This is a genomic window from Paracoccus sp. (in: a-proteobacteria), assembly GCF_047605025.1.
In the GTDB taxonomy this organism is placed as follows: Bacteria; Pseudomonadota; Alphaproteobacteria; order Rhodobacterales; family Rhodobacteraceae; genus Paracoccus.
In genome coordinates this window covers 47,170-71,065 of the sequence record NZ_JASGGO010000008.1, presented here as the reverse complement: position 1 = coordinate 71,065, position 23,896 = coordinate 47,170, and the positions used below count along the sequence as shown (strand labels likewise).

The 23,896-nt window shown below is 65.2% G+C and carries 22 protein-coding genes; 12 read left to right on the top strand and 10 right to left on the bottom strand.

The annotated features are described in order from the left end of the window. Positions 1 to 235: 235 nt before the first annotated feature. Positions 236 to 1,102 (bottom strand): MBL fold metallo-hydrolase, encoded by an 867-nt coding sequence (locus tag QM682_RS06610; RefSeq protein WP_415128147.1) that lies wholly within the window; start codon positions 1,100 to 1,102, stop codon positions 236 to 238. Between the two features lie 57 nt (positions 1,103 to 1,159). Here QM682_RS06610 and QM682_RS06605 point away from each other — a divergent pair, with 57 nt between their 5' ends. From QM682_RS06605 to dps, 5 genes are all read left to right on the top strand, one after another. Beyond that, positions 1,160 to 2,500, top strand: a complete 1,341-nt coding sequence (locus tag QM682_RS06605; protein ID WP_415128146.1) for an ATP-binding protein — start codon at positions 1,160 to 1,162, stop codon at positions 2,498 to 2,500. Between the two features lie 70 nt (positions 2,501 to 2,570). After that, on the top strand, positions 2,571 to 3,497 hold the full coding sequence (fabD, locus tag QM682_RS06600) for an ACP S-malonyltransferase (RefSeq protein ID WP_415128145.1): 927 nt from the start codon (positions 2,571 to 2,573) through the stop codon (positions 3,495 to 3,497). 66 nt (positions 3,498 to 3,563) lie between these two features. Further along, entirely contained in the window at positions 3,564 to 4,301 is a 738-nt protein-coding gene (fabG, locus tag QM682_RS06595; RefSeq protein ID WP_415128144.1) for a 3-oxoacyl-[acyl-carrier-protein] reductase, read from the top strand. A gap of 135 nt (positions 4,302 to 4,436) precedes the next feature. Further along, the gene (locus QM682_RS06590; RefSeq protein WP_415128143.1) at positions 4,437 to 4,670 is read left to right on the top strand and encodes an acyl carrier protein; all 234 of its coding nucleotides are present in this window, start codon (positions 4,437 to 4,439) and stop codon (positions 4,668 to 4,670) included. A 127-nt stretch (positions 4,671 to 4,797) separates the two neighbouring features. Beyond that, the gene (gene dps / locus QM682_RS06585; RefSeq protein WP_415128142.1) at positions 4,798 to 5,271 is read left to right on the top strand and encodes a DNA starvation/stationary phase protection protein Dps; all 474 of its coding nucleotides are present in this window, start codon (positions 4,798 to 4,800) and stop codon (positions 5,269 to 5,271) included. Positions 5,272 to 5,337: 66 nt separating this feature from the next. Here the strand turns inward: dps and QM682_RS06580 are convergent, their stop codons facing one another. The 4 genes from QM682_RS06580 to QM682_RS06565 are packed head-to-tail and all read right to left on the bottom strand — an operon-like array spanning position 5,338 to position 9,881. Next, positions 5,338 to 6,414 carry a BMP family ABC transporter substrate-binding protein gene (locus tag QM682_RS06580; RefSeq protein ID WP_415128141.1) on the bottom strand — a complete coding sequence of 359 codons (1,077 nt, stop codon included), beginning with the start codon at positions 6,412 to 6,414 and terminating at the stop codon, positions 5,338 to 5,340. A 26-nt stretch (positions 6,415 to 6,440) separates the two neighbouring features. After that, positions 6,441 to 7,319 carry an ABC transporter permease gene (locus QM682_RS06575; protein ID WP_415128140.1) on the bottom strand — a complete coding sequence of 293 codons (879 nt, stop codon included), beginning with the start codon at positions 7,317 to 7,319 and terminating at the stop codon, positions 6,441 to 6,443. Further along, the gene (locus tag QM682_RS06570) at positions 7,316 to 8,386 is read right to left on the bottom strand and encodes an ABC transporter permease (protein WP_415128139.1); all 1,071 of its coding nucleotides are present in this window, start codon (positions 8,384 to 8,386) and stop codon (positions 7,316 to 7,318) included. The genes QM682_RS06575 and QM682_RS06570 overlap by 4 nt, the downstream gene beginning before the upstream one ends. After that, a complete protein-coding gene (locus QM682_RS06565) occupies positions 8,373 to 9,881 on the bottom strand; it encodes an ABC transporter ATP-binding protein (protein WP_415128138.1) in 1,509 nt (502 codons plus the stop codon). Before QM682_RS06565 ends, QM682_RS06570 begins: the two co-directional genes overlap by 14 nt. 93 nt (positions 9,882 to 9,974) lie before the next feature. Between QM682_RS06565 and dnaE the strand changes: the two genes are divergently transcribed. Then, entirely contained in the window at positions 9,975 to 13,445 is a 3,471-nt protein-coding gene (gene dnaE / locus QM682_RS06560; protein ID WP_415128137.1) for a DNA polymerase III subunit alpha, read from the top strand. A gap of 657 nt (positions 13,446 to 14,102) precedes the next feature. On the opposite strand, the gene ilvC is transcribed toward dnaE, so the two are convergent. Continuing rightward, the gene (gene ilvC / locus QM682_RS06555; RefSeq protein ID WP_415128136.1) at positions 14,103 to 15,125 is read right to left on the bottom strand and encodes a ketol-acid reductoisomerase; all 1,023 of its coding nucleotides are present in this window, start codon (positions 15,123 to 15,125) and stop codon (positions 14,103 to 14,105) included. 126 nt (positions 15,126 to 15,251) lie between these two features. Here ilvC and QM682_RS06550 point away from each other — a divergent pair, with 126 nt between their 5' ends. Both QM682_RS06550 and QM682_RS06545 read left to right on the top strand, forming a co-directional pair. Continuing rightward, positions 15,252 to 15,707 carry an Lrp/AsnC family transcriptional regulator gene (locus QM682_RS06550; protein WP_415128135.1) on the top strand — a complete coding sequence of 152 codons (456 nt, stop codon included), beginning with the start codon at positions 15,252 to 15,254 and terminating at the stop codon, positions 15,705 to 15,707. Next, a complete protein-coding gene (locus tag QM682_RS06545; RefSeq protein ID WP_415128134.1) occupies positions 15,704 to 16,168 on the top strand; it encodes an Lrp/AsnC family transcriptional regulator in 465 nt (154 codons plus the stop codon). The genes QM682_RS06550 and QM682_RS06545 overlap by 4 nt, the downstream gene beginning before the upstream one ends. 1,085 nt (positions 16,169 to 17,253) lie before the next feature. Here QM682_RS06545 and QM682_RS06540 read toward each other — a convergent pair. From QM682_RS06540 to QM682_RS06525, 4 genes are all read right to left on the bottom strand, one after another. Further along, on the bottom strand, positions 17,254 to 17,829 hold the full coding sequence (locus tag QM682_RS06540) for a Hint domain-containing protein (RefSeq protein ID WP_415128133.1): 576 nt from the start codon (positions 17,827 to 17,829) through the stop codon (positions 17,254 to 17,256). A gap of 20 nt (positions 17,830 to 17,849) precedes the next feature. Continuing rightward, positions 17,850 to 18,008, bottom strand: a complete 159-nt coding sequence (locus tag QM682_RS06535; RefSeq protein WP_415128132.1) for a hypothetical protein — start codon at positions 18,006 to 18,008, stop codon at positions 17,850 to 17,852. 512 nt (positions 18,009 to 18,520) lie between these two features. After that, complete coding sequence (locus QM682_RS06530; RefSeq protein ID WP_415128131.1) at positions 18,521 to 19,291, bottom strand: Bax inhibitor-1 family protein; 771 nt, start codon at positions 19,289 to 19,291, stop codon at positions 18,521 to 18,523. Positions 19,292 to 19,414: 123 nt separating this feature from the next. Continuing rightward, positions 19,415 to 20,362: an NADPH:quinone oxidoreductase family protein gene (locus QM682_RS06525; RefSeq protein ID WP_415128130.1), complete on the bottom strand. Its 948-nt coding sequence runs from the start codon at positions 20,360 to 20,362 to the stop codon at positions 19,415 to 19,417. A gap of 186 nt (positions 20,363 to 20,548) precedes the next feature. Here QM682_RS06525 and QM682_RS06520 point away from each other — a divergent pair, with 186 nt between their 5' ends. From QM682_RS06520 to QM682_RS06505, 4 genes are all read left to right on the top strand, one after another. Then, on the top strand, positions 20,549 to 20,908 hold the full coding sequence (locus tag QM682_RS06520; RefSeq protein WP_415128129.1) for a helix-turn-helix domain-containing protein: 360 nt from the start codon (positions 20,549 to 20,551) through the stop codon (positions 20,906 to 20,908). 140 nt (positions 20,909 to 21,048) lie between these two features. After that, positions 21,049 to 21,840, top strand: a complete 792-nt coding sequence (gene hisN / locus QM682_RS06515; RefSeq protein ID WP_415128193.1) for a histidinol-phosphatase — start codon at positions 21,049 to 21,051, stop codon at positions 21,838 to 21,840. Positions 21,841 to 21,898: 58 nt separating this feature from the next. After that, positions 21,899 to 23,281 (top strand): magnesium transporter, encoded by a 1,383-nt coding sequence (mgtE, locus tag QM682_RS06510; RefSeq protein ID WP_415128128.1) that lies wholly within the window; start codon positions 21,899 to 21,901, stop codon positions 23,279 to 23,281. Continuing rightward, the gene (locus QM682_RS06505; protein WP_415128127.1) at positions 23,266 to 23,832 is read left to right on the top strand and encodes a 5-formyltetrahydrofolate cyclo-ligase; all 567 of its coding nucleotides are present in this window, start codon (positions 23,266 to 23,268) and stop codon (positions 23,830 to 23,832) included. The genes mgtE and QM682_RS06505 overlap by 16 nt, the downstream gene beginning before the upstream one ends. Positions 23,833 to 23,896: the final 64 nt, after the last annotated feature.

The following is a 23,896-nucleotide window of genomic DNA, read 5'->3' as shown; positions in this document are numbered from 1 at the left end:
TGGTCTTTCATCCCGCCGAAAGCGGAGCCGGGATGGTTGTGCCCAGCCTGCCGGCCGGCGGTGGCGTCGGGAAAATGCGGCCCGCTGGGACCGCTTTATGCGCGCTCTATCGAAGCCGAGGCCCTGTCAGGGAAAGGCGGATAGCTTGCAATCCTTGTGCAGGGAGTTCGCGTGGGAAACTTTGACACAATGTCCGGCAAGCTTTTATCGCATCGGCAGTCACCAAGAAAGCCGGCTAGCCGATCTGGAACACCGCCTCGGCTGACAGCGCCCCGCGCGGGGTGACGGCGCCCAGTTCGGCCAGCGCGATCAGATGCGCCAGCACGTTGCGGCTGGCGGCGCGGTGCAGGTGATCGGGGATGTCGTAGATTCGGCGTGCAAGCTCGGCGGGGGTGCGGGGGGCCTCGGCCAGGGCGGCCAGGATCTGGGCGGTGCGGGCGCGCCGGTGGGCGGCAAGCTCGGCCAGGCGCGCCGCGCTTGAGGTGATCGGCGCGCCATGGGCGGGCAGCAGCATCGCCGCATCCTCGGCTTCGAGCCGTGCGAGGCTGCGGAAATAATCCCCCAGATCGCCATCGGGCGGCGAGATCAGCGTCGAGGACCAGCCCATGACCACATCGCCGCAAAAAATCCGGTTCTCGTAGCCGAAAGAGAGGTGCCCCGCGAAATGGCCCGGCGTGTGGATCGCGCGCAGGCGCCATTCCGAGGTTTCGACCAGATCGCCGTCGCGTAGGCAGGTATCGGGCGAGAAGGTGCGGTCCAGCCCCTCGCCGCCCTGGATCCCGCCTTGCGCGGCCAGCCGTTGCATCAGGGGCGAGCGTCCGGCCTCGGCCGGGCCGAAGCCCAGGATCGGCGCGCCGCAGGCACGCGACAGGGCCGCCGCGCCCTCGGAATGGTCAAGATGCGCGTGCGTGACCAGGATATGGCTGATCCGGCCCGCGCCGACGGCCGCAAGGATCGCGGCGCGATGGGCGGGCAGGTCGGGGCCGGGATCAATGACCGCTACCTGGTCCCTGCCCAGCAGGAAGGTGTTGGTCCCCGCTCCGGTCAGGGGCGAGGGGTTGGGGGCGGTCACGACCCGCAGGTCTTTCGGCAACTCTGTCATGAGGGTAAGCTAGCGCGGGACGCGCCCGAAACGGAAGGGCGGCGAAAGGGTGCGGTGGTGAAATTCGACCTGTTGAAGCATGTGGCGCCGCGCGGGCTTTACGGACGCGCCGCGCTGATCCTGTTCCTGCCCGTGGTGGCGGTGACGCTGGTGGTCACGGTCATGTTCCTGCAACGCCATTTCGAGGATGTGACGCGGCAGATGACCTCGGGCATGGGCTATGAGATCGCGCTGATCACCCGGAGCGTCGACGAGGCCCCGGATGCCGAGGCCGCGCGGCGTGCGGCGCTGTCCTTGGCCACCCCCCTGGGGCTGTCTCTGGATCTGCCGGCCGGCCAGCCGGCGCGGGACTGGCGCGGCGCGTTCGATCTGTCGGGGCGGGTGGTGATCGCGCAGTTCCACGACATGACCCCCGAGGTCATCGGCGTCGATCTGAGCCAGCGCCGCGAGGTGCGGGTAACGCTGTCGGGGCGGCATGGTCCCTATGCGCTGAGCTTCGGACGCGAGCGGGTCAGTGCCTCGAACCCGCACCAGCTTCTGGTGCTGATGCTGGGGACATCGCTTCTGATGACGGCCATCGCTACGGTCTTCCTGCGCAACCAGTTGCGTCCGATCAGGCGGCTGGCGCGCGCGGCCGAGGAATACGGCAAGGGCCGGATCATCCCCTATCGCCCCGTCGGCGCCAGCGAGATCCGCAGTGCCGGGACCGCCTTTCTTGAGATGCGCGCGCGTATCGAACGCCAGAGCGAGCAGCGCAAGCAGATGCTCTCGGGCGTCAGCCATGACCTGCGCACGCCGCTGACGCGGCTGCGGCTGGGGCTGTCGATGCTGTCGCCGGACCTGCCGCCCGAGCCCGAGGAGATCGCGGCGCTGGAAAGCGACGTTGCGGCGATGGGCAGGATGGTGGACGCCTTCCTGGACCATGCCCGAAACGAGGCTCAGGACGCGCCCCCCATCGCCATGCCCGCGATCGAGTTCCTGCGCGGCATCGTGGCGGATGCGCAGCGCGGTGGGCAGGCGGTCAAGCTGGTCGAGGTTCTGGGCGATCCCGCGGGGCGCGCGACCTTTCGCGGCGACAGCCTGCGCCGCGCCGTCGAGAACCTGATCGGCAATGCCGTGCGCTATGGCGAGCATGCCGAGGTCGAGGCGGCGCTGGGGCCGAGCTATTTCCGCATCTCGGTCGAGGATGACGGGCCGGGCATTCCCCCGGAAAGCCGCGACGAGGCGCTGAAGCCCTTTACGCGGCTGGATGCGGCGCGCAACCAGAACAAGGGACAGGGGGTAGGGCTGGGGCTTGCCATCGCGGCCGACATCGCCCGCGCCCATGGCGGGCAGTTGCGCCTGGTCGACGGCAAGCGCCTGGGCGGGCTGCGCGCCGAGATCGTCATCCCGCGTTGAGCCGCGCGGTTGCCGCCGCCCGGAGCAGCGGCTAAGTGTGTTCAAAATCAATAAGCAGAAGGGATCAAAGATGCGGGCTTTCGTATTTCCCGGCCAGGGCGCCCAGGTGGTGGGCATGGGGCGAGACCTGGCCGATGCCTATCCCGCCGCGCGCGCGGTCTTCGCCGAGGTCGACGACGCGCTTGGCGAGGATCTGTCCGGGCTGATCTGGCAGGGCGATATCGAGACGCTGACGCTGACGCGCAACGCGCAGCCCGCGCTGATGGCGACCTCGCTGGCGGCGATGCGCGCGCTTGAGGCCGAAGGGTTCGGGATCGGGGATGCGGGCTTTGTCGCCGGCCATAGCCTGGGCGAATATTCCGCGCTTTGCGCCGCCGGCGCGCTGAGCCTGGCCGATACCGCGCGGCTTTTGCGGCTGCGGGGCCAGGCCATGCAGGAGGCGGTGCCGGTCGGGCAGGGCGCCATGGCCGCGATCCTGGGGCTGGACCTGGCCGCCGTCGAGGCGCTGGCGCGGGACGCCGCGCAAGGCGAGGTCTGCCAGGCCGCCAATGACAACGATCCGGCGCAGGTGGTGATCTCGGGGCACAAGGCGGCGGTCGAACGGGCGGCCGCCCTGGCCAAGGAGCGCGGCGCCAAGCGGGCGCTGATGCTGCCGGTCTCGGCCCCGTTCCATTCGGCGCTGATGCAACCCGCCGCCGCCGTGATGGCCGAGGCGCTGGCCGGGGTCGAGATCGCGGCGCCGGCGGTGCCTTTGGTCGCGAATGTGCGCGCCGGCGCCGTGACCGATCCCGGCGAGATCCGGGAATTGCTGGTCCGGCAGGTCACCGGCTCGGTCCGCTGGCGGGAATCCGTCGGTTTCCTGGCGGAGGCCGGCGTCACCGAATTCTGGGAGATCGGGGCGGGCAAGGCGCTTTCGGGGATGATCAAGCGCATCGCCAGGGAGGCCGTGACCCGCAATATCGGCACGCCGGCGGATATTGCCGCGTTGAAGGGTTAAGAGGGGGCTTCGCCCCCATCCCTGCGGGATTCCCCCAGGGTATTTGGAAAGCGGAGAAAGAGCTTGATGTTTGATCTGACGGGCAAGAATGCGCTGGTGACGGGCGCCTCGGGTGGGATCGGCGGCGCGGTGGCCGAGGCGCTGCATGCGGCGGGCGCGACCGTGACGCTGTCGGGGACGCGCGAGGCGCCCTTGCGTGAACTGGCCGAGAAGCTGGGCGGCCGTGCCCATGTGGTGACGGCGAATCTGGGCGACGCGGCGGCGGTCGAGGCGCTGCCGAAGGCCGCGGCCCAGGCCATGGGTTCGGTCGATGTGCTGGTCAACAATGCGGGGATCACGCGCGACAACCTTTTCATGCGTATGTCGGACGAGGAATGGGCACAGGTGCTGGAGGTCAATCTGACTTCGAGCTTCCGGCTGTGCCGGGGTGTTCTGCGCGGCATGATGAAGGCGCGCTGGGGCCGGATCGTGAACATCACCTCGGTCGTGGGGGCCACGGGCAATCCGGGGCAGGGCAACTATGCCGCCGCCAAGGCCGGGCTGGTCGGCATGTCGAAGAGCCTGGCCTATGAGGTCGCCTCGCGCGGGATCACCGTGAACTGCGTGGCGCCGGGCTTTATCGAGACGGCGATGACCGACAAGTTGAACGAGGACCAGAAGGGCCGCATTCTGAGCCAGATCCCGGCGGGGCGGATGGGGGCTGCTGGGGAAATCGCGGCGGCGGTGCTTTATCTGTCCAGCGCCGAGGCAGGATATGTCACAGGCGCCACGCTGCATGTGAACGGCGGGATGGCGATGGTCTGATGGCCGTTTATCCGGTTGCAAGATCACGTCTGCGTGCTATATCCCGCCAATAAGGCTGCAGGGGAACCGCCCTGGGCTGGCGTCGGCTTTGGTCGGCACTTTCTGGGCGGATGCCCGCGAAAATGAGGAAGAGACATGAGCGATATTTCTGATCGCGTGAAGAAGATTGTCGTCGAGCACCTGGGCGTCGACGAAGACAAGGTGACGGAGAGCGCCTCTTTCATCGACGATCTGGGCGCCGACTCTCTGGATACGGTCGAACTGGTCATGGCCTTCGAGGAAGAGTTCGGGATCGAGATCCCCGACGATGCCGCCGAAACCATCCAGACCTTCGGCGATGCGGTCAAGTTCATCCAGGGCGCGGTCTGATACGATCTTTGCCTTTTCGGCGAAAAGGGGCGGTGCCAGAGGCGTCGCCCCTTTTTGCGTTCCGGGATTGGAACCACCCTTGTCGGAAGTGGGTTTTCCTGGCGGAGCCGAACAAAGGAGCATCCTTATGGCCGTCAATATCCAGGGTCTCAGCGATAATGGGCGTAAGACCGCGATCGCCGAACTGAACGCCAGGCTGGCGGATGCGGTGGCCCTTTCCGCCGCGATCAAGCAGGCGCATTGGAACGTCAAGGGCCGGAACTTCATCGCCGTGCATGAACTGTTCGACACGGTTTTCGCCAATCTCCAGGCCCATGTGGATACGATGGCCGAGCGCATCCAGGTGCTGGACGGCGTGGCCCTGGGCACGGTCGAGCAGGTCGCCAAGACGAGCAGCCTGAAGGAATATCCGACCGACCTGACGAAATCCGAGGATCACATCAAGGCCATCTGCGAGCGGATGCGCGACTATGGCGCCAAGGTGCGCGGGGCCATCGACACCACCGACGAGGCGGGCGATGCGGATACGGCGGATCTGTTCACCGCCGCCTCGCGCACGGCGGACAAGGATCTGTGGTTCCTGGAGAGCCATCTGGAATAAGGCGGCCGCCCCGCGTGACGGAATGGAACCGGGGCCCCACGGCCCCGGTCTTTCATTGCCGCCGGCCTATTTCGGCATCGGCGCGGTGATGCCTTCGACATAGAAATTCATGCCCGACAGGTCCTTGTCGCTGGCCGTCTCACCCTCGGCCAGCCAGTCGCTGCCATCCTGCTTTTTCAGCGGGCCGGTGAAGGGGTGGTATGCGCCCGAGGCGATCCTGTCCTTCAGCGCCAGGGCCTCGGCCTTGACCTCGGCGGGGACGGCATCGGTGATCTCGCCGATCTCGACCTCGCCATCGCCGATACCCAGCCAGACCGAATGCGATGCCCAGGTTCCGTCCAGCGCCTCGCCCACGCGCTTGATGTAATAGGGCGTCCAGTTGTCGATGATGGCCGAGACGCGCGGCGTCGGCTTGAAGGCCGCCATGTCGCTGGCCTGGCCGAAGCCGATGGCGCCGGCCTCTTGCGCCTTGGCAAGCGGCGCGGTCGAGTCGGTGTGCTGCAAGATCACGTCCACCCCCTCGGCGATAAGGGCCGCGGCGGCGTCGGCCTCTTTCGCGGGGTCGAACCAGGTATAGGCCCAGACGACCTTCATCTCGACATTGGGGTTCACCTTGCGGGCGTGGATGAACGAACTGTTGATGCCCTGGATCACCTCGGGGATCGGGAAGCTGCCGATATAGCCGATCTTGTTCGATTTGGTCATGCGGCCCGCGATGGTGCCCATGACGGCGCGGCCCTCGTAGAAGCGGGCGTCATAGGTCGCGACGTTTTCGGCGGTCTTGTAGCCGGTGGCGTGCTCGAACTTCACGTCGGGGAACTTCTTGGCGACGTTGATGGTGGCGTCCATGAAGCCGAAGCTGGTGGTGAAGATCAGCTTGTGGCCCGAGAGCGCCAGTTGCGTGATCGCGCGTTCGGCATCGGCGCCCTCGGGGACGCTTTCGATGAAGGTGGTTTCCACCTTGTCGCCGTATTTCTCGACCACGGCCTTGCGGGCCAGGTCGTGCTGATAGGTCCAGCCGCCATCGCCCACGGGGCCGACATAGATGAAGCCGACTTTCAGCTTTTCCCCGGCGGCGAGGGTGGGCAGGGCCGAGGCGGCCAGAAGCGCGGCGGCGCTGCCGAGAAGGGTTCTGCGTTTCATCTGGATCTCCTTGAAGGTAATGCCGCCTAGCGCAGCGCGTGAAAGGGTTTGCCGAGCGAGCCGGGGGCGGAACCGCCGCCAGAGCGGCCGAATTTCTGCCGGGCCGAGATCAACACCAGGACCAGGATCGTCGCGAGATAGGGCGCCATCGCCAGGAACTGCACCGGCACCGCCACGCCCGCCGCTTGCAGGCGCAGTTGCACCACGGTGACGCCGCCGAAAAGCCAGGCCCCCGCCAGGACGCCCCAGGGGTTCCATTGCGCGAAGACGACGATGGCCAGCGCGATCCAGCCCGCGCCGGCGGTCATGCCCTCGGTCCATTGCAGCACCGTCGCGATCGAGACATAGGCCCCGCCCATGCCCGCAAGCGCGCCGCCGAAACCCAGCGCCAGGACGCGGGTGCGGCGGACGGGGTAGCCAAGGGCATGGGCGGCCTCGTGGTTTTCGCCCACGGCGCGCAGGATCAGGCCGGGACGCGAGCGCGCCAGGAACCACCAGATCGCGGGCACCAGCGCCAGGCCCAGCCAGATCATCCAGTTCAGCCCCAGCGGCCCGGCCGCCATGGCCGGCGCCTTGACCCCCTCATAGGGCTTGCCGAACATCGCCGTCAGGCCCAGTCCGAACAGCACCAGCGCAAGGCCGGTCGCGACCTGGTTGGACAGCAGGTATTGCGTCATCAGCGCGAACAGCATCGCCAGCACCGCGCCCGCGACGGCCGCGGCCGCGAAGCCGACCGCCGGGCTGCCGCTGGCATGGGCGGCGGCGAAACCGGCCAGCGCGCCGCCGATCATCATCCCCTCGACGCCCAGGTTCAGAACGCCCGCGCGCTCGGCCACCAGCTCGCCCAGGGCGGCGAACAGGATCGGCGTGGCGGCGCCCATCAGCAGGATCAGGACGGAAATCATGCGCGCCTCCGAATGCGGTAGCGGGTCAGGATGTCGAAGCCCAAAAGGAAGAACAGCAGCATCCCCTGGAACACCTGCACGGTCGCGGCGGGCAGGTTCAGCATCATCTGCGCCAGTTCCCCGCCGATATAGGTCAGCGCCATCAAAAGCCCCGCAAGCAGGATGCCCAGCGGATGCAGGCGGCCCAGGAAGGCCACGATGATCGCCGTAAAGCCATAGCCCGAGCCGAAGCTTTCGGTGATCTGTCCCGCCGGACCCGCCACCTCGAACAACCCCGCAAGCCCCGCCAGCGCCCCCGAGACGCCCAGGCACAGCGCCACCAGCCGCTGCGGCCGCACGCCGGCAAAGCGCGCGGCGCGCGGCGCGGCGCCCGCCGTGCGGATCTGGAAGCCCAGGACATGGCGCGACATCACGAACCAGATCGCCACCAGCGCCAGAACCGCCGCGATCCCGCCCCAATGCAGCCCGCTATCGGCGATCAGTTCGGGGTTCGAGGCGGCGGGATATTGTTGCAGGTTGCGCGAGCCGGGAAAGTTGAAGCCCTCGGGGTTCTTCATCGGTCCGAAGGCCATCCAGGCGGCGATCTTTTCCGCCACATAGACCAGCATCAGCGAGACCAGGATTTCCGAGGCGCCGAACCAGTTGCGCAGCAGGGCCGGGATCATGCCCCAGGCGCAGCCGCCAAGCGCGCCCGCCAGGATCATCGCCGGAAAGATCCAGAACGCCTCGGCCGGATAGGCCGCCAGCGCCACCGCCGCGCCGCAGATCGCGCCGATGATATATTGCCCCTCGGCGCCGATGTTCCAGATCCCGGCGCGGAACCCCAGCGCCAGCCCGCTGGCGATCAGGATCAGCGGGCCGGCCTTGACCAGAAGCTGCGGGCGCGAATAGCCGGCGGCGGGGCCGAAAAGCGGGTCCCAGAAGATGGTGCGGATCGCGGCCGCCGGGTCGAAGCCCATGGCCGCGAACAGCACGCCGCCGACCAGCATGGTGGCGATGACGGCCAGGATCGGTGTCGCGATCTGCCAAGGCAGCGAGGCGCTGGCGCGCGGCTCAAGCCGGAACATGCGCGGCCTCCATACCATGGGCGCCGCCCAGCATCAGGCCGATCTCCTCGACCGTCAGCCCCTCGGTCGGGCGAGGGGCCGACAGGCGGCCATCGTTGAGCGCGCAGAAGCGATCCGAAAGCTCAAGCAGTTCGTCCAGATCCTGCGAGATGACGATCACCCCGGCACCGTTCCGGGCCAGGTCCAGCAGCGCCTGGCGCACCTGCGCGGCCGCGCCGGCATCGACGCCCCAGGTCGGCTGGTTCACGACCAGGACGCGCGGCTTGCCCAGAACCTCGCGGCCGATGACGAATTTTTGCAGGTTCCCGCCGGAAAGCGCACCCGCCGCCGTGCCGGGGCCGGGCGTGCGCACGTCGAACGCCTGGATCACGGCCTGGGCGAAGCGCCGCGCGGCGGCGTGGTCGATCATCCCGCGCCGCACCAGGCCCTGCCGCGCGCCCGCGGTCAGAAGCGTGTTCTCGGTCAGGCTGAATTCGGGCACGGCGGCATGGCCCAGCCGGTCCTCGGGGGCCGAGAGCAGGCCCAGGCGGCGCCGCGCCTCGGGGCCAAGCGCCGAAAGGTCGCGGCCGTCCATGGCGATGGTGCCGGGCGCGCTGGCGACCTCGCCGGAAAGTGCCGAAAGCAGTTCTTCCTGCCCGTTGCCGGCGACGCCGCCGATGCCCAGGATCTCGCCCGCGTTCACGGTCAGGGCGATGTCCCTTAGCGCCGTCTCGCCCGAGGTCGAAAGGCTCGAGATGCGCAGGATCTCGGCCCCCGGCGCCCGGCCCGAGCGGTCGACGATCCGCATCTCGGCGCCGACCATCATCGCGGCAAGCGCGCGCGCGGAATGGGCGCGGGGATCGACGGTGGCCACCACGCGGCCATGGCGCAGGATGGTCGCGCGGTCGCAATGGGCGCGGATCTCGTCAAGCTTGTGGCTGATGTAAAGGATCGCGGTCCCCTGCGCGGCCAGTTGGCGCAGGGTCGCGAACAGGATCTCGGCCTCTTGCGGGGTCAGCACGCTGGTCGGCTCGTCCATGATCAGCAGGCGCGGATCTTGCAGCAGGCAGCGGACGATCTCGACCCGCTGCCGTTCGCCCGCCGAAAGGCTGGCGATGCGGCGGGCGGGGTTCAAGGGCAGGCCATAGGTCGCGGAAACCTCGGCGATGCGGCGGGAAAGATCGGCGCGGGGCGGCGGGTTCTCCATCCCCAGCGCGACGTTCTCGGCCACGGTCAGCGCGTCGAACAGGCTGAAATGCTGAAAGACCATGGCGACGCCGGCGGCCCGCGCCGCGCGCGGATCGGCGGGGGCGTGGGGCCGGCCCAGCAGCGCCATCGTGCCGTCATCGGGCCGCACCAGCCCATAGATCATCTTGACCAGAGTGGATTTCCCGGCGCCATTCTCGCCCAGAAGGGCGTGGATTTCCCCCGGCCCGACCGAGAAGCTGATCTGATCGTTGGCCCGGACGCCGGGATAGGTCTTGCCCAGACCCTCGGCCCGGAAAACATCGCTCACTGTCCCGCCCCTGTGCAGTTTTCGTCCAAGTCTTAGCGGCTTTCCGCCGAGTGGCAATTGCACAATCGGTCAGGTCGGACCTAGATTGCGCCCATGGCCGAGACATCCCCCCGATTCATCCACCTGCGCGCGCATTCCGAACATTCCTTGCTGGAAGGCGCGATCCCCGTCAAGAAACTGGCTGATCTTGCGGCACAAAACGGTATGCCCGCCGTCGCGCTGACCGATACGAACGCGCTTTTCGCGGCGCTGGAATTCTCGATCAAGGCGCAGGAATACGGGGTGCAGCCGATCGTCGGATGCCAGGTCGCGCTGGCCGCTGACGTAACGGCACCCGTGGTCCTTCTGGCGCAGAATGAGGCAGGCTGGCTTAATCTGATGGCACTTTCGACCTGCCTCTATCTGCGCGAGGGAGGGGCGCTGCCGCATGTCACCTTGGACGAGCTTGCCGCCCATGCCGAGGGGCTGATCTGCCTGACCGGCGGCCCGCTGGGGCCCGTGGGCCTGCTGGTCGCGCAGGGCCGGCTGCCCGAGGCGCGCGCGCTGGTCGAACGCCTTTCCGACGCCTTTCCAACGCGGCTTTACGTCGAACTGCAACGCCATCACGACGCCGAGGGCCGTCCCATCCCCGAAGAGCAGGCGGCCGAGGGGGGCATGATCGACATCGCCTATGCGCTGGACCTGCCTCTGGTCGCGACGAATGACGCCTATTTCCCGAAGCCCGAGCTTTACGCCGCCCATGACGCGCTGATCTGCATTTCGGAACGCGCCTATGTCGACCAGACCGCGCCGCGCAGGCGCCTGACACCGCAGCATTATTTCAAATCCCAGGCCGAGATGGCGGCGCTGTTCGCCGATCTGCCCGAGGCCATCCAGAACACCGTCGAGATCGCGCGCCGCTGCGCCTTCGCGGTCAAGAAGCACAAGCCCATCCTGCCGATCTTTGCCGAGGATGAGGTCGAGGAGTTGCGCCGCCAGGCCTGGGACGGGCTGCGCGCGCGCCTGGCCATCATCCCCCACGCCGTCCCGGTCGCGGAATATGAAGAGCGCCTGCGCTTCGAACTGGGCATCATCGAGCAGATGGGATTTCCAGGCTATTTCCTGATCGTGGCCGATTTCATCAAATGGGCCAAGGACCAGGGCATCCCGGTGGGGCCGGGGCGCGGCTCGGGCGCGGGTTCGCTGGTGGCCTATGCGCTGACCATCACCGACCTTGACCCGCTGCGCTATTCCCTGCTGTTCGAACGCTTCCTGAACCCCGAACGCGTCTCGATGCCCGACTTCGACATCGATTTCTGCATGGATCGCCGCGAGGAGGTGATCCAATACGTCCAGGAGAAATACGGCCGCGACAAGGTGGGCCAGATCATCACCTTCGGCGCGCTGCTGTCGAAGGCCGCCGTGCGCGACGTGGGCCGGGTGCTGCAATTGCCCTTTGGCCAGGTCGACCGTCTCAGCAAGATGATCCCGGTCGAGGGGGTGAAACCTGTCAGCGTCACCAAAGCCTTGGCCGATGAACCTAGATTGCGCGAAGCTGCCAAGGAAGAGGTGGTCGGCCGCCTGCTGGACTATGCCGCCAAGCTGGAGGGGCTGCTAAGGAACGCCTCGACCCATGCCGCCGGCGTGGTGATCGGCGACCGGCCCCTGCATCATCTGGTGCCGCTTTACCGCGACCCGGCCTCGGACATGCCGGCCACGCAGTTCAACATGAAATGGGTCGAGCAGGCGGGGCTGGTCAAGTTCGACTTTCTGGGCCTGAAGACCCTGACGGTGATCCAGAACGCGGTCGACCTGATCAACGGCGGCGGGCGGCCCCTGCACGTCGCGGCCGACGGGCGGCAACTTTACCAGCCCGCCAAAGGGGCCGAGAACGAAATCAACCTGATCCCGCTGGACGACAAGCCCAGCTACGAGTTGTTCGCCAGCGCCCGCACCGTGGCCGTGTTCCAGGTCGAAAGCAGCGGCATGATGGACGCGCTGCGGCGCATGAAGCCGACCTGCATCGAGGATATCGTGGCGCTGGTCGCGCTTTATCGTCCCGGCCCGATGGAGAACATCCCGACCTATTGCGAGGTCAAGAACGGGCTGCGGCCGCTGGAATCGCTGCATCCGACCATCGACCCGATCCTGGCAGAAACGCAGGGCATCATCGTCTATCAGGAACAGGTGATGCAGATCGCCCAGGTCATGGCCGGCTATTCGCTGGGCGGCGCCGACCTGCTGCGCCGCGCCATGGGCAAGAAGATCGCCGAGGAGATGGCGAAAGAGCGGCCGAAGTTCGTCGAGGGCTGCGCAGCCCAGGGAATCGACAAGAAGAAGGCCGGAGAGGTCTTTGACCTGCTTGAGAAATTTGCCAATTACGGCTTCAACAAGTCGCACGCCGCCGCCTATGCCGTGGTCAGCTATCAGACCGCCTGGCTGAAGGCGAACCATCCGGTCGAATTCATGGCCGCGGTGATGAACTGCGACATCCATCTGACCGACAAGCTGGCGATCTATAAGCGCGAGGCCGACCGCATGGGGATCGAGACGGTCGCGCCCTGCGTCAACCGCTCGATCGCGAGTTTCAGCGTGCGGGACGGGCGCATCCATTATGCCCTTGGCGCGTTGAAGGGCGTGGGCGTCGAAGCGATGAGGCTGATCGTCGAGGCGCGTGGAGACCGGCCTTTCCGCGACCTGCACGATTTCGCCCGCCGCGTGGACATGAAGCGCGTGGGCAAGCGTCCGCTTGAGATGCTGGCACGGGCGGGGGCATTCGACTGTATCGAGGAAAACCGCTCCAAGGTCATGAAATCTATTGATGGTCTGGCTGCGTGGTCAGCGGCGGTGCAGGTGGCGGCGGCCTCGTCGCAATCCTCGCTGTTCGGTGGAGGCGAGGATCTGCCGCCGCCGCGCCCCGTGACCGCGCCGATCTGGATGCCCGCCGAAAAGCTCGGCGAGGAACATGCGGCGGTGGGCTTTTATCTGTCCGGCCACCCGCTGGACGATTATCTGCCCGCGCTGCGGCGCAAGAATGTCCAGACCCTGGCCGAGGTGACGCAGGCGGCGATGGACGGCGCGCTGGTCGCCTCTCTGGCCGGCACGGTGGCGTTCCGGCAGGAGAAGAAATCCGCGCGCGGCACCCGTTTCGCCTTTGTCGGCCTGTCGGACCCGACCGGCATGTATGAGGTGACGGTGTTTTCCGACACGCTGGACGCGCATCGCCAGCACCTGGAACCGGGCGAGAACGTGGTGCTGCAGGTGCAGGTCGAGCCCTCGGGCGATCAGGTCAAGCTGCTGGCGCGCTCGGTGACGCCGCTGGATCAGGCGGTGGCCGATGCGGGCGCGAACCGCCTGGCGGTCGAGATCGCGGGCCTGGACGCCGTGCCCATGATCGCCGAGGCCCTGGCCCGCATCCAGGACGAGGTGAAGGCGCCCGCGCGCGCGCGCGGTCCGATCGCGCTGCGGCTGAAGGATGGCGATGACCTGGTGGATATCGAGATCGCCGAGGACGCGCCTTTGACAACGCCGGCTCGGCAGGCGCTGCGGGTCATTCCGGGGGTGCTGGAGGTGGTGGAGGAGTGATGTAGCGCCACTGCCTTATTCGCGGACACTGTCAGTTAAATAAGAATTTACCGAATATTTTTATACTACAGATTTATTAATTATATTTTTATCTGTAGCGACCATGTGCGATGTCGCAGAATCGCGCGAGTATATAAGTATTTGTCTGGGGATCGGAAGTATTACTCTCTCACTTGTCGGGTTTGTTGTAATTTTCTTTGCTGCAAAGCAGTGGGGAGTTTCTGCGCGCATCGCCTCGACGGAAGCGTATGCTAAAATTTTTGAAGAGTGGAGCGGTCATCTTGTGGTGGTGATGTAGCACTCTTCTATTTTTCCATATTTTGAAGGTGGGGAAGCTTTTGGTATAAATTGAAAAAATATAAATGAGGCAATGATTTTTTCCGATATGCGTCTAGATGCAGTAGATAGAATTTACTTCTACATTTTTAGAGAAGGGTGGGAGAATGAAGTTGCGGGATGGGATAACACATTTGAAGCTGCATTCAAAAATAGCCCCCTCTTGTGCCAACGGTTTGGCCAGGCAAGGAATAATTATGGAGAAAAATTAAAACGTCTGGGGGAAGCGAATTGCTGACTAGATAGATTCAATATATTTTACTTTTGGGTTGCTGCTTGTTAAAAAGCCCCGCTCTCGCGGGGCTTTCCTGTTGGAGCCGATCAGTTCCGTTCTTTGTCGACCATCTTGCCCTTGGAAATCCAGGGCATCATGCCGCGCAGCTTCTCGCCGACCTTCTCGATCTGGTGTTCGTCGTTGATGCGGCGGGTCGCCTTGAAGAAGGGCTGGCCGACGGCGTTTTCCTGCATGAAGTCGCGCACGAACTTGCCGGTCTGGATGTCGGTCAGCACGGCTTTCATGCGGGCCTTGGTTTCCTCATAGGGCAGGATACGCGGACCCGAGACATATTCGCCATATTCGGCGGTGTTCGAGATCGAATAGTTCATATTCGCGATGCCGCCTTCGTAGATCAGGTCCACGATCAGCTTCACCTCGTGCAGGCATTCGAAATAGGCCATTTCCGGCTCATAGCCGGCTTCGACCAGGGTTTCGAAGCCCATGCGGATCAATTCGACCAATCCGCCGCACAGCACGGCTTGCTCGCCGAACAGGTCGGTCTCGCATTCCTGACGGAAATTGGTCTCGATGATGCCCGAGCGGCCGCCGCCGATGGCCGAGCAATAGGACAGCGCCAGATCCTGCGCCTTGCCGGTGGCGTCCTTGTGGATCGCGAACAGGCAGGGCACGCCGCCGCCCTTGGTGTATTCGCCGCGCACGGTGTGGCCGGGGCCTTTCGGCGCCATCATGATCACATCGACGCCGGGTTTCGGCTCGATCAGGCCGAAATGCACGTTCAGGCCGTGGGCGAAGGCGATGGCCGAACCTTCGCGCAGGTTGTCATGGACGTATTTCTTATAGGTCTCGGCCTGCAATTCGTCGGGCATGGTGAACATGATCAGGTCTGCCCAGGCGGCAGCCTCGGCGATGCCCATGACCTTCAGCCCTTCCGCTTCGGCCTTCTTGGCCGAGGGCGAGCCTTCGCGCAGCGCGACGACGACGTTCTTCGCCCCCGAATCGCGCAGGTTCAGCGCATGGGCATGGCCTTGGCTGCCATAGCCAAGCATGGCGATCTTCTTGTCCTTGATCAGGTTCACGTCGCAATCGCGATCATAGTAAACGCGCATCAGAGTCTCTCCTATTCCGATGCGGTGGTTCTAGCAGGGACTTGCGACGAAATTTGTGCATTTTTCGCGGTATTTCTGGAAATCTTATAATAAACATGCCATAATATGCAAATGAATGAAAAAATCATGCCTGATGCGACCGATCGACGCATTCTGCGTCAGCTTCTGGCCGATCCGATGATCGGCAATGCCGAACTGGCCGAACGGGCTGGGGTGACGACTGCCAGCCTGTGGCGACGGATGGAGCGGCTGCGTCAGGGCGGCGTCATTCGCGGGATCGAGGCGCGGATCGACTGGCGCCGCCTGGGCTATGAGGTGCAGGTCAGTCTGCGCTTCACCCTGGACAAGACCGCGCCGCGCGCCTTCGACGATTTCACCGCCGCCGCCCGGCAGGTGCCCGAGGTGGTCGAGATTCAGACCTTCCTTGGCTCGGTCGATCTGCGGCTGTCGGTCATCGCCCGCGACATGGCGCATTGGCAAGAGATCTATCGCGACAAGATCCTGCGCCTTCCGCATGTGGCCGATTCCGATGCGCTGATGCTGGTCAGCAATATCAAGGACGTGCAGGAGCTGCCGCTGTGAATGCGGTCTTTGTCCCCGACGCCACCGACCTGGCCATTCTGCGGCTGCTGTCGCGCGACGCCACCCAGGGCGCGGCCGAAATCGGGCGCGCGCTTGGCCTGACCCAGCCAGCGACCTGGCGCCGCATCAGGCGCCTGACCGAGGCGGGCGTGATCGCGGGCCGCCGCGTCGATGTGGACGCCGCCGCCCTGGGGTTCGGCGTCACCGTCTTTCTGGGCATCCGCCTGGCCGCGAAGGGCCGCGTCGGCCTTGAGGATTTCGAGCGTGCCGTAACCGCCATCCCCGAGGTGCAGGTGGTCCAGCATGTCCTGGGCCAGTTCGATTATCGGCTGCGCATCCATGCCCGCGACATCGCCGATTTCGAGCGCATCCTGCGCCGCCGCATCATGACCCTGCCGAGCGTGGGCCAGGTCGAGGCGAACGTCATGCTGTCCGAGGAACGCCGTCCCGGCCCGCTATAGTCTCGCCGTGATCACGGGGCAGTCCCGGATCAAGCCCCGCGCCGGAACAATATTCCTGCGACGTGGAGTAGAGTTGTCGCATTTTCAGGGTCAGCGGATATGCCCTGCCCAAGGCGGGTCAGTCGGTGTTTCGACGGGGGCGACGGGAACGACCGGATAGCGCTGCTGGGTGGTGGCGTTTATGGCAATGGCGGAAGTATCGTGCATGGCCGCGCCGGCCGTGAGCCCCTGGAAGACCGGCCCCCGAAAGCCTTCAGGGGCTATCCCCCGGCACCGATTTGCGACTGTCGCGCCATTGCAGCAGGGGGGTGACATGCAGCCGGCCGCCCACAGGCGAAGATCGACGACCTCCTGTCCTGGAACTGCAAACCGGCAAGCGGAACGCGCGTTGGGTAAAGCCCCGCCGCTTACCGTTGACTGGTGCGGCGGCGCGGCAGCTTATTCCGGCATCAATCGCCGCCGAAAGCGTTAGTAAGTCCATCGAAAGAGGGTGACCCATCCATGCCGGCATTTTTTCACCAGCACGGATTCTGAATCGGAAATCCGCGCCGGTGGGAGGCCCAAAGCGATTCAAAATGGTCGAAAACCGCTCAAGGCACTCAGGAACCTGACAGCCTGCTTGCGGAGGGTGTTTTCCCAGGTGATCAAGCCCTTCCCGGATGCATCGCCGGTTTACGCTTGAACTGGCCCCATTCATAGGGGGGTGATCGCGCGCCTCGTCGCAGCAACCGGAGAACTCATTCGGGGTTTCCGTGATGCTGCCCTTCCTGGCCCATGATTACGCCTGCCAGCCGGCACGGGCTTGTGGTGGCCGCGAAGTGCGGGGGCGCGCCGTTCCGAAGGGGGGCGATGGATCCCTTCGGCCCATCCAGTCGATCAGGACGGGGGTGGTTGAAATCCGCAGCCTTCCATATCGGGACGGACCTGATCGGGACAGGCCTGCGCCAGGCGATCAGCCCGGTGAGCCTGGCTGGTTCGCGGCGAAAGGATCCTGCCCGATGCATCCCTTTGAAAATGCTGCCTCGGACAGAAAAAGCGGCCATGCGCAAGGGCATGGCCGCGAGGTGACGAGGGCTTGCCCCGTCCTACTGCACCAGCGCCTTCTGATGCTGGGCATGGCGCACCGCAAGCTTGCGGCCCTGCCGGCCCGAGGCCAGCATCCGGGCGCCTTGCGGCGGGTGATCGGGGTTCGTGTCGCGCAGTTCGGGGAAAAGTGAGAAAATCTCATCGCGGGCGGCCTCGCCCACGCATTTCAGGGCCTCGGGGCCGGTATAGAGCGACTCGCTGAGCGCCCCTTCCGAGAGCAGCACTTCATGCTGGTCGAACAGCAGGTGGAAATACTCCACCTCGGTCAGTTCGGTGGCGATGTCGATGCCCTCGATCTGCAAGAGCTGCTTGGCGGCGACCAGGATCTCGCGGGTGCCGAACATGCGCTCCGCGATCTGCGAGCGGATCAAGATGCGGTGCTGCGGAGAAACCAGAAGATCGCGCCTGGGCATGCCGTCGCCCAGCGCGCCGGCGCGGATGCGGATCGGCAGGAATTGCGGCGCTTGGGTCAGCGTTTCGGTATCGAGGCGGCGGCTGCCGGTCCAACGCAGCTCTTGCAGCCCGCGATCGGCGGTCATCACGCGGATGCCGGGGGTCAGATCTTCGATCGCCAACTCGCCGTGCTCGGTCTGGATCAGCGTGCCGCGAGTAAAGCAGGGCGGCGGACAGCATTGATGGCAGCAGCAGCCCGACGAATGCCCACCATGTCCGTGCCCGCCATGCCCATGCCCGCCATGCCCGTGTCCGCCATGCCCATGCCCGCCATGCCCATGACCGCCGTGTCCGTGCTCATGCTTATGTCCGTGCAGGTCTTTGCCATGATCGCCGGGTGTGCCGGACTTTTCAGCTTTGGAGTTCATCATACGCTCGCTTTCAGGCGCGCCGCTTGGATCGGCACGTTCGGTTGATTGATCAGGTCGACAGGGCACGCCTTCTCGGTTCGTGTTTCCAAGGGCACGCGACCAGAACCAAAGGCTCGGGTAAGAGAGGGATGGCTGTGGCGTCGAACGGCATCGGTCCCGCGACCGACGGGTCTTAACTATTTTGACTTATTTGTCATGCAACATGTATTTTTAAACTATTCGGTATAAAATTGTGCTATTTTAGTTAGTTAGCTAATATTTATCTCTCTATCAGATTGGAATTTAGGCAGGTTTCCATGTGATATTTGTGCAACATGACTAATTGAAACTTCGGAAATTTTCAGCAAGCTGTGCCGCGATGGGCCGAAGGGGGCAGGGCGCATGCGAAAAGGCCGGGCGCATGGCCCGGCCTGATCGAACTTGTCTGGTATATCGGCGGCGTTTAGTCGCGGTTGCCCATGAATTGCAGCAGGAACATGAACAGGTTCAGGAAGTCCAGGTAAAGCTGCAAGGCACCCATGATCGCGGACTTGCCCAGGAAGTCGCGGTCCGAATTCGCCAGTTGCAGATAGGTGTTCTTGATGTTCTGCGTGTCGAAGGCGGTCAGGCCGGCAAAGATCAGCACGCCCAGCGCCGAGATGGCGAACTGCATCGCGCCCGATTGCAGGAAGATGTTCACGATCGAGGCGACGATCAGCCCGATCACGCCCATCATCAGGAAGGTGCCCATGCCGGACAGGTCGCGCTTGGTCGTGTAGCCCCAAAGCGACAGGCCCGCGAAGGCGATGGCCGTGACAAGGAAGGTCTGGATGATCGAGAACGAGGTATAGGCGGCGAAGATCCAGCTGATCGAGACGCCCATCACCGCGGCGAAGACGTAAAAGAGCGTGGTCGCGCCCTGCACCGAAAGCCGGTTCAGCGCGGCGCCGAAGGCAAAGACCATCAGCAGCGGCGCGAACATCACCGCCCATTTCAGGGGCGACAGGTAAAGGGTCTTGCCGAACTCGGTCAGGTAATGGCCGTTGCCCAGAGCCCATTGCGTGGGCGTGTCGGACAGGGCCAGGCCGGCCATGCCCCAGGCGGCGCCGGCCGTCACCAGCATGCCGACTGCCATCAGGCCGTAGACCTTGTTCATATAGGCGCGCAGCCCTTCATCCACGGCGGCCGAGCGCGTCGCGGTCCCGGCCGTGCGGATCGTATTGTAGTTTTGCATGGATACTCCCCGGTCGAAAATCGCGGTGCGGCCATCTTGGCCCACCATCGTCCAACATATTGGCAGCGCCAGCGAAATTTTCAATCGCTCCAGGCGCGGATTAAGGTCGATATGACAGAAAATTCAGATCGTGACGATCACCTTGCCGACCGAGCGGCGCGAGCGCAGCAGCTCATAACCCTCGTCCAGGCGTTCCAGCGGAAGCAAGGTGCCGATATGGGGATGCAGTTTTCCCTGCCCGAACAGGGTCATCAACTGGTTCAGGCTGCCGCGCAGCAGGTCGGGATCCAGCGTGCGATAGCCGCCCCAGTAAACCCCGTGGATGGCGATGTTCTTGACCAGGGCGTGGTTCAGGGGCAGGGCGGGGGGCCTGCCGCCCGCAAAGCCGATGGCCAGATAGCGCCCGCCCTGGCGCAGCGCGCGAAAGGCCGCCTCGCCCGGCGCGTCGCCCACGGGGTCATAGATCACGTCCGCCCCGCCAAGATCGCGCAGCGCCCGCCTGAGGTCGGGTTCGGCCCCGCTGTCGATGCCGTGGACGGCGCCCGCCGCCTGGGCCGTGCGCAATTTGTCTGCGCCGCGCGCGATGGCGATGACGCGGGCGCCCAGTGCCGCGCCGATCTCGACCGCCGTCAGGCCGACGCCCCCCGCCGCGCCCAGCACCGCCAGCGTTTCCCCCGCGCGCAGGCCGGCGCGGGCGGTCAGGGCCAGGTGGCTCGTGCCATAGGCGATCAGAAAGCCCGCCGCCGCCTGATAGCTCATCTCGTCGGGGATGGGCACGCAATGCGCGGCGGGAAAGACATTCGCCTGGGCCATGGTGCCCTGGCTGTAGACGGCGACGCGTGTGCCGGGCGCCAGCCCCGCCTCGGCGCCCGCCGCCAGCACCTCGCCCGCGCCTTCGAGGCCGGGGATGAAGGGGCGGGGCGGCGTATCCTGGTAAGTGCCGTCCAGCATAAGCAAATCCGCAAAATTCAAGGCCGCGGCATGGATTGCGACCACCACTTCGCTCGCCTCAGGCGGGCGGATGGGCGACTCGCTCAAAAGGGGCGAAACTGCCTTTTCAGACAACCTCATCATTTTCCAGTATTCAGCCATTCTTCTCCCTGTCATATTCCCTGCGAGGTTGGCCAAGAGCAGCATAATCGAGCAAGTGCCATGCAAGCAGAGCGGGAATTGTCTTTTTCGTCAAGTTTGCTTTCTTTCGCTCGATAGTTGCGATGCTGTTGGATAATGTCCGTTTTGATTGAGTGAGGTGTTACGATGAAGCATAACGTAGATGTCCACGTCGGTAAGCGCGTCCGTCATCGCCGCTGGATGATCGGCATGACGCAGCAGCAACTGGCCGAGAAGGTCGGCATCAAGTTCCAACAGATCCAGAAGTATGAAACCGGGATGAATCGGGTCTCGGCCTCGCGTCTGTGGGACATTGCCCAGGCAGTGGACGTTCCCGTGAGCTTCTTCTTCGAGGGGCTGGACGAGCAGCAACTGCAAAGCGCGGTGGAAGGCGATATCCTGGCCGACAAAGAGGCGCTGCAACTGGTCAGGGCCTATTACGCCATGCCCGAGGCTCAGCGCCGGCAGATCTTCGAACTGGCCCGCGTGCTTTCGGACGCGGCCTGACGGCGGATCGGATCCCTTCGGGACTTTTGCTTGCTGTCCGGTCGGGCTAATCCTGCCTCTGTCGATATGCGAGGGGCAAGATGCGCGAAGTCCATGAACAGAATGCGGTCCGCAGCAGTCTTGCCCTGGACGGGGCAGGGATGCGGGAAATCGTGGGCACGGCGCATCGCCTGGCCGACGCGGCGCGCGTGGAAACCTTGCGCCTGTTTCGCAGCCCGGACCTGCGGCCCGACAACAAGGCCGGGCAGGGTTTCGATCCCGTGACCGAGGCCGACCGGGCCAGTGAGCGCGCGATGCGGGCGATTCTGGCCGAGGCGCGGCCCCAGGACGCCATCCTGGGCGAGGAATACGGTTTTCAGCCGGGCACATCCGGTCTGACCTGGGTGCTGGACCCGATCGACGGCACCCGCGCCTTCATGGCGGGCGCGCCAAGCTGGGGCGTGCTGATCGGCGTCACCGACGCCGATGGCCCTGTCTATGGTATCGTTGACCAGCCGCATCTGGGCGAGCGGTTCGAGGGGGGCTTTGGCCAGGCCCTGCTGCATGAGCGCCAGGGCCGCCGGTCCCTGGCGGCGCGGCAAGGGGTCGATCTGGCCCAGGCCACGCTGATGAGCACCTATCCTGAGATCGGCGATGCCGAGGAGCAGGCGGCCTTCCGTCGCGTGGTGGACCGGGTGCGGTTGACCCGCTATGGCCTTGATTGCTATGCCTATGCGCTTTTGGCGGCGGGCCATGTCGATCTGGTGATCGAGGCCGGGCTGCAAGCCTATGACGTTGTTGCCCCCATCGCCGTCGTTCAGGCGGCCGGCGGCATCGTGACCGACTGGCAGGGCCGCCCCGCGCATCACGGCGGGCGCATCCTTGCCGCCGCATCGCCCGAACTTCATGCACAGGCGCTGGAACTTCTGGTGGGAACCGCCTCGGCGGATTGAGCCTTTCCAGGCGCGGGCTTATGGTGCGCGCCAAGACCCGCGCCCGGAAGGACCCAGCATGACCGAGCCTCGCCCAGCCCAGCCGGAACCCGCCGATCAGGAATTCGAGGCGGGCCGTGACCTGCAACCGATCCTGGCCGCGATCGAGGCGGGTGACGGCGCGGAGCTGGACCGCCTGCTGGAACCGATGCACGCCGCCGATGTCGCCGACCTGATCGAGCAGTTGACCACGCCGCAGCGGCGGCAATTCCTGGCGCTTTATTCCGGCGAGATCGACGGCGAGATCCTGACCGAGATCGACGAATCGATCCGCGACGAGGTGATCGAGGCGCTGCCGCACGAGGTTCTGGCCGAGGCCGTGCGTGAGATGGACAGCGACGACGTGGTCGATCTGATCGAGGACATGGAGGCGCCCGAGCAGCAGGCGATCCTGGCCGCGCTGGACGACAGCGACCGGGCCGCGGTCGAACAGTCGCTGACCTATCCCGAATATTCCGCCGGCCGCCTGATGCAGTCCGAGGTCGTCACCGCCCCCGAGCACTGGACCGTGGGCGAGGCCATCGATTTCCTGCGGCACGAGGAATGGCTGCCGGACCAGTTCTATCACGTCATCCTGACCGACCCGCGCCGTCATCCCACCGGCTATGTGACGCTGGGCAAGCTGCTGGCGTCGCGTCGACATATGGCGCTGCGCGACATCACCGAGGACAGTTTCCGCACCATCAAGGCCCGCGAGGACGAGGGGGACGTGGCCTTCGCCTTCAACAAATACCACCTGATCTCGGCTCCGGTGGTGGACGATCACGACCGGCTGGTGGGCGTCATCACCATCGACGATGCCATGGCCGTGCTGGACGAGGAGCATGAGGAGGATTTCCTGCGCATGGCCCGCGTCTCGGACGAGAGTCACGTCTCGGACGGGCCCTTCCAGACCGCCCGGCAGCGCCTGCCTTGGCTGATGATGAACCTGGTCACGGCCTCGATGTCGGCGCTGGTCATCTCGCGCTTCGAGGCGACGCTGACGCATATGGTGATCCTGGCCGCGCTGATGCCCATCGTCGCCTCGACCGGCGGGATCGCGGGCACGCAATCGCTGGCGGTGGCGGTGCGGGCCCTGGCCACGCGTGAACTGACCAGCAACAATGCCCGCCGCGTGGTCCTGCGCGAATTGGCGGCGGGGCTTTTGAACGGGCTGGGCCTTGCGGTGATCCTGTTCCTGGCGGGCAGCGTGATCCTGGGGGCGCCCATGGTCGGCGCGGTCCTTGGCATGGCGATGATCGCCAACCAGATCGTCGCCGCGACCGGGGGCGTGCTGGTGCCTTTGGGCCTTAGCCGACTGGGGCTGGACCCGGCGCTGGCCTCGGGCACGTTCGTGACCACGATGACGGACATGATGGGCTTTTTCGCGTTTCTGGGGCTGGCCTCGTGGATTCTGATCTGAAACCCGAACTGCGCCGGCTGGCCTTGGCCGCGCGGGGGCAGGGTGGGGACGAATCCAGGCTGACCGATCATCTTCTGCGTGTTCTGACCCCCTATGCCGGTCATGTGCTGGCCGGTTATTGGCCGATGCGGGACGAGGCCGATCCCCGACCCGCCATGCAGGCCCATGCCGGGCCGGTTTGCCTGCCCGTGGTGACGGGGCCGGCGCGGCCGCTGACCTTTCGCCGATATGATGGCCGGCTTGAGCCGGGCCGCTTCGGCACCCGCCATCCCCCCGCTGAATGCCCGGAACTGCGGCCGCAAGTGCTGATCGTGCCGCTTGCGGGCTTCGACCGGGCCGGAAACCGGCTGGGCTATGGCGGCGGCTTTTATGACCGGACGCTGGAAAGGCTGCGTGCCCTGGGTCCGGTGACGGCCATCGGCTTCGCCTATGCCGTGCAAGAGATTCGCGCGATTCCCGTTGAATCGACCGACCAGCCGCTGGATCTGATCGTCACCGACCGCGAAATCCTGCATCTGGACGAAAAAAAATCTGATACAACCGGCGCGTGAACAAAACCGCAACGGAAAGAGGGGATTTCTGTGGGAAAACCTGTGGAAAACCTCTGAACAGGCA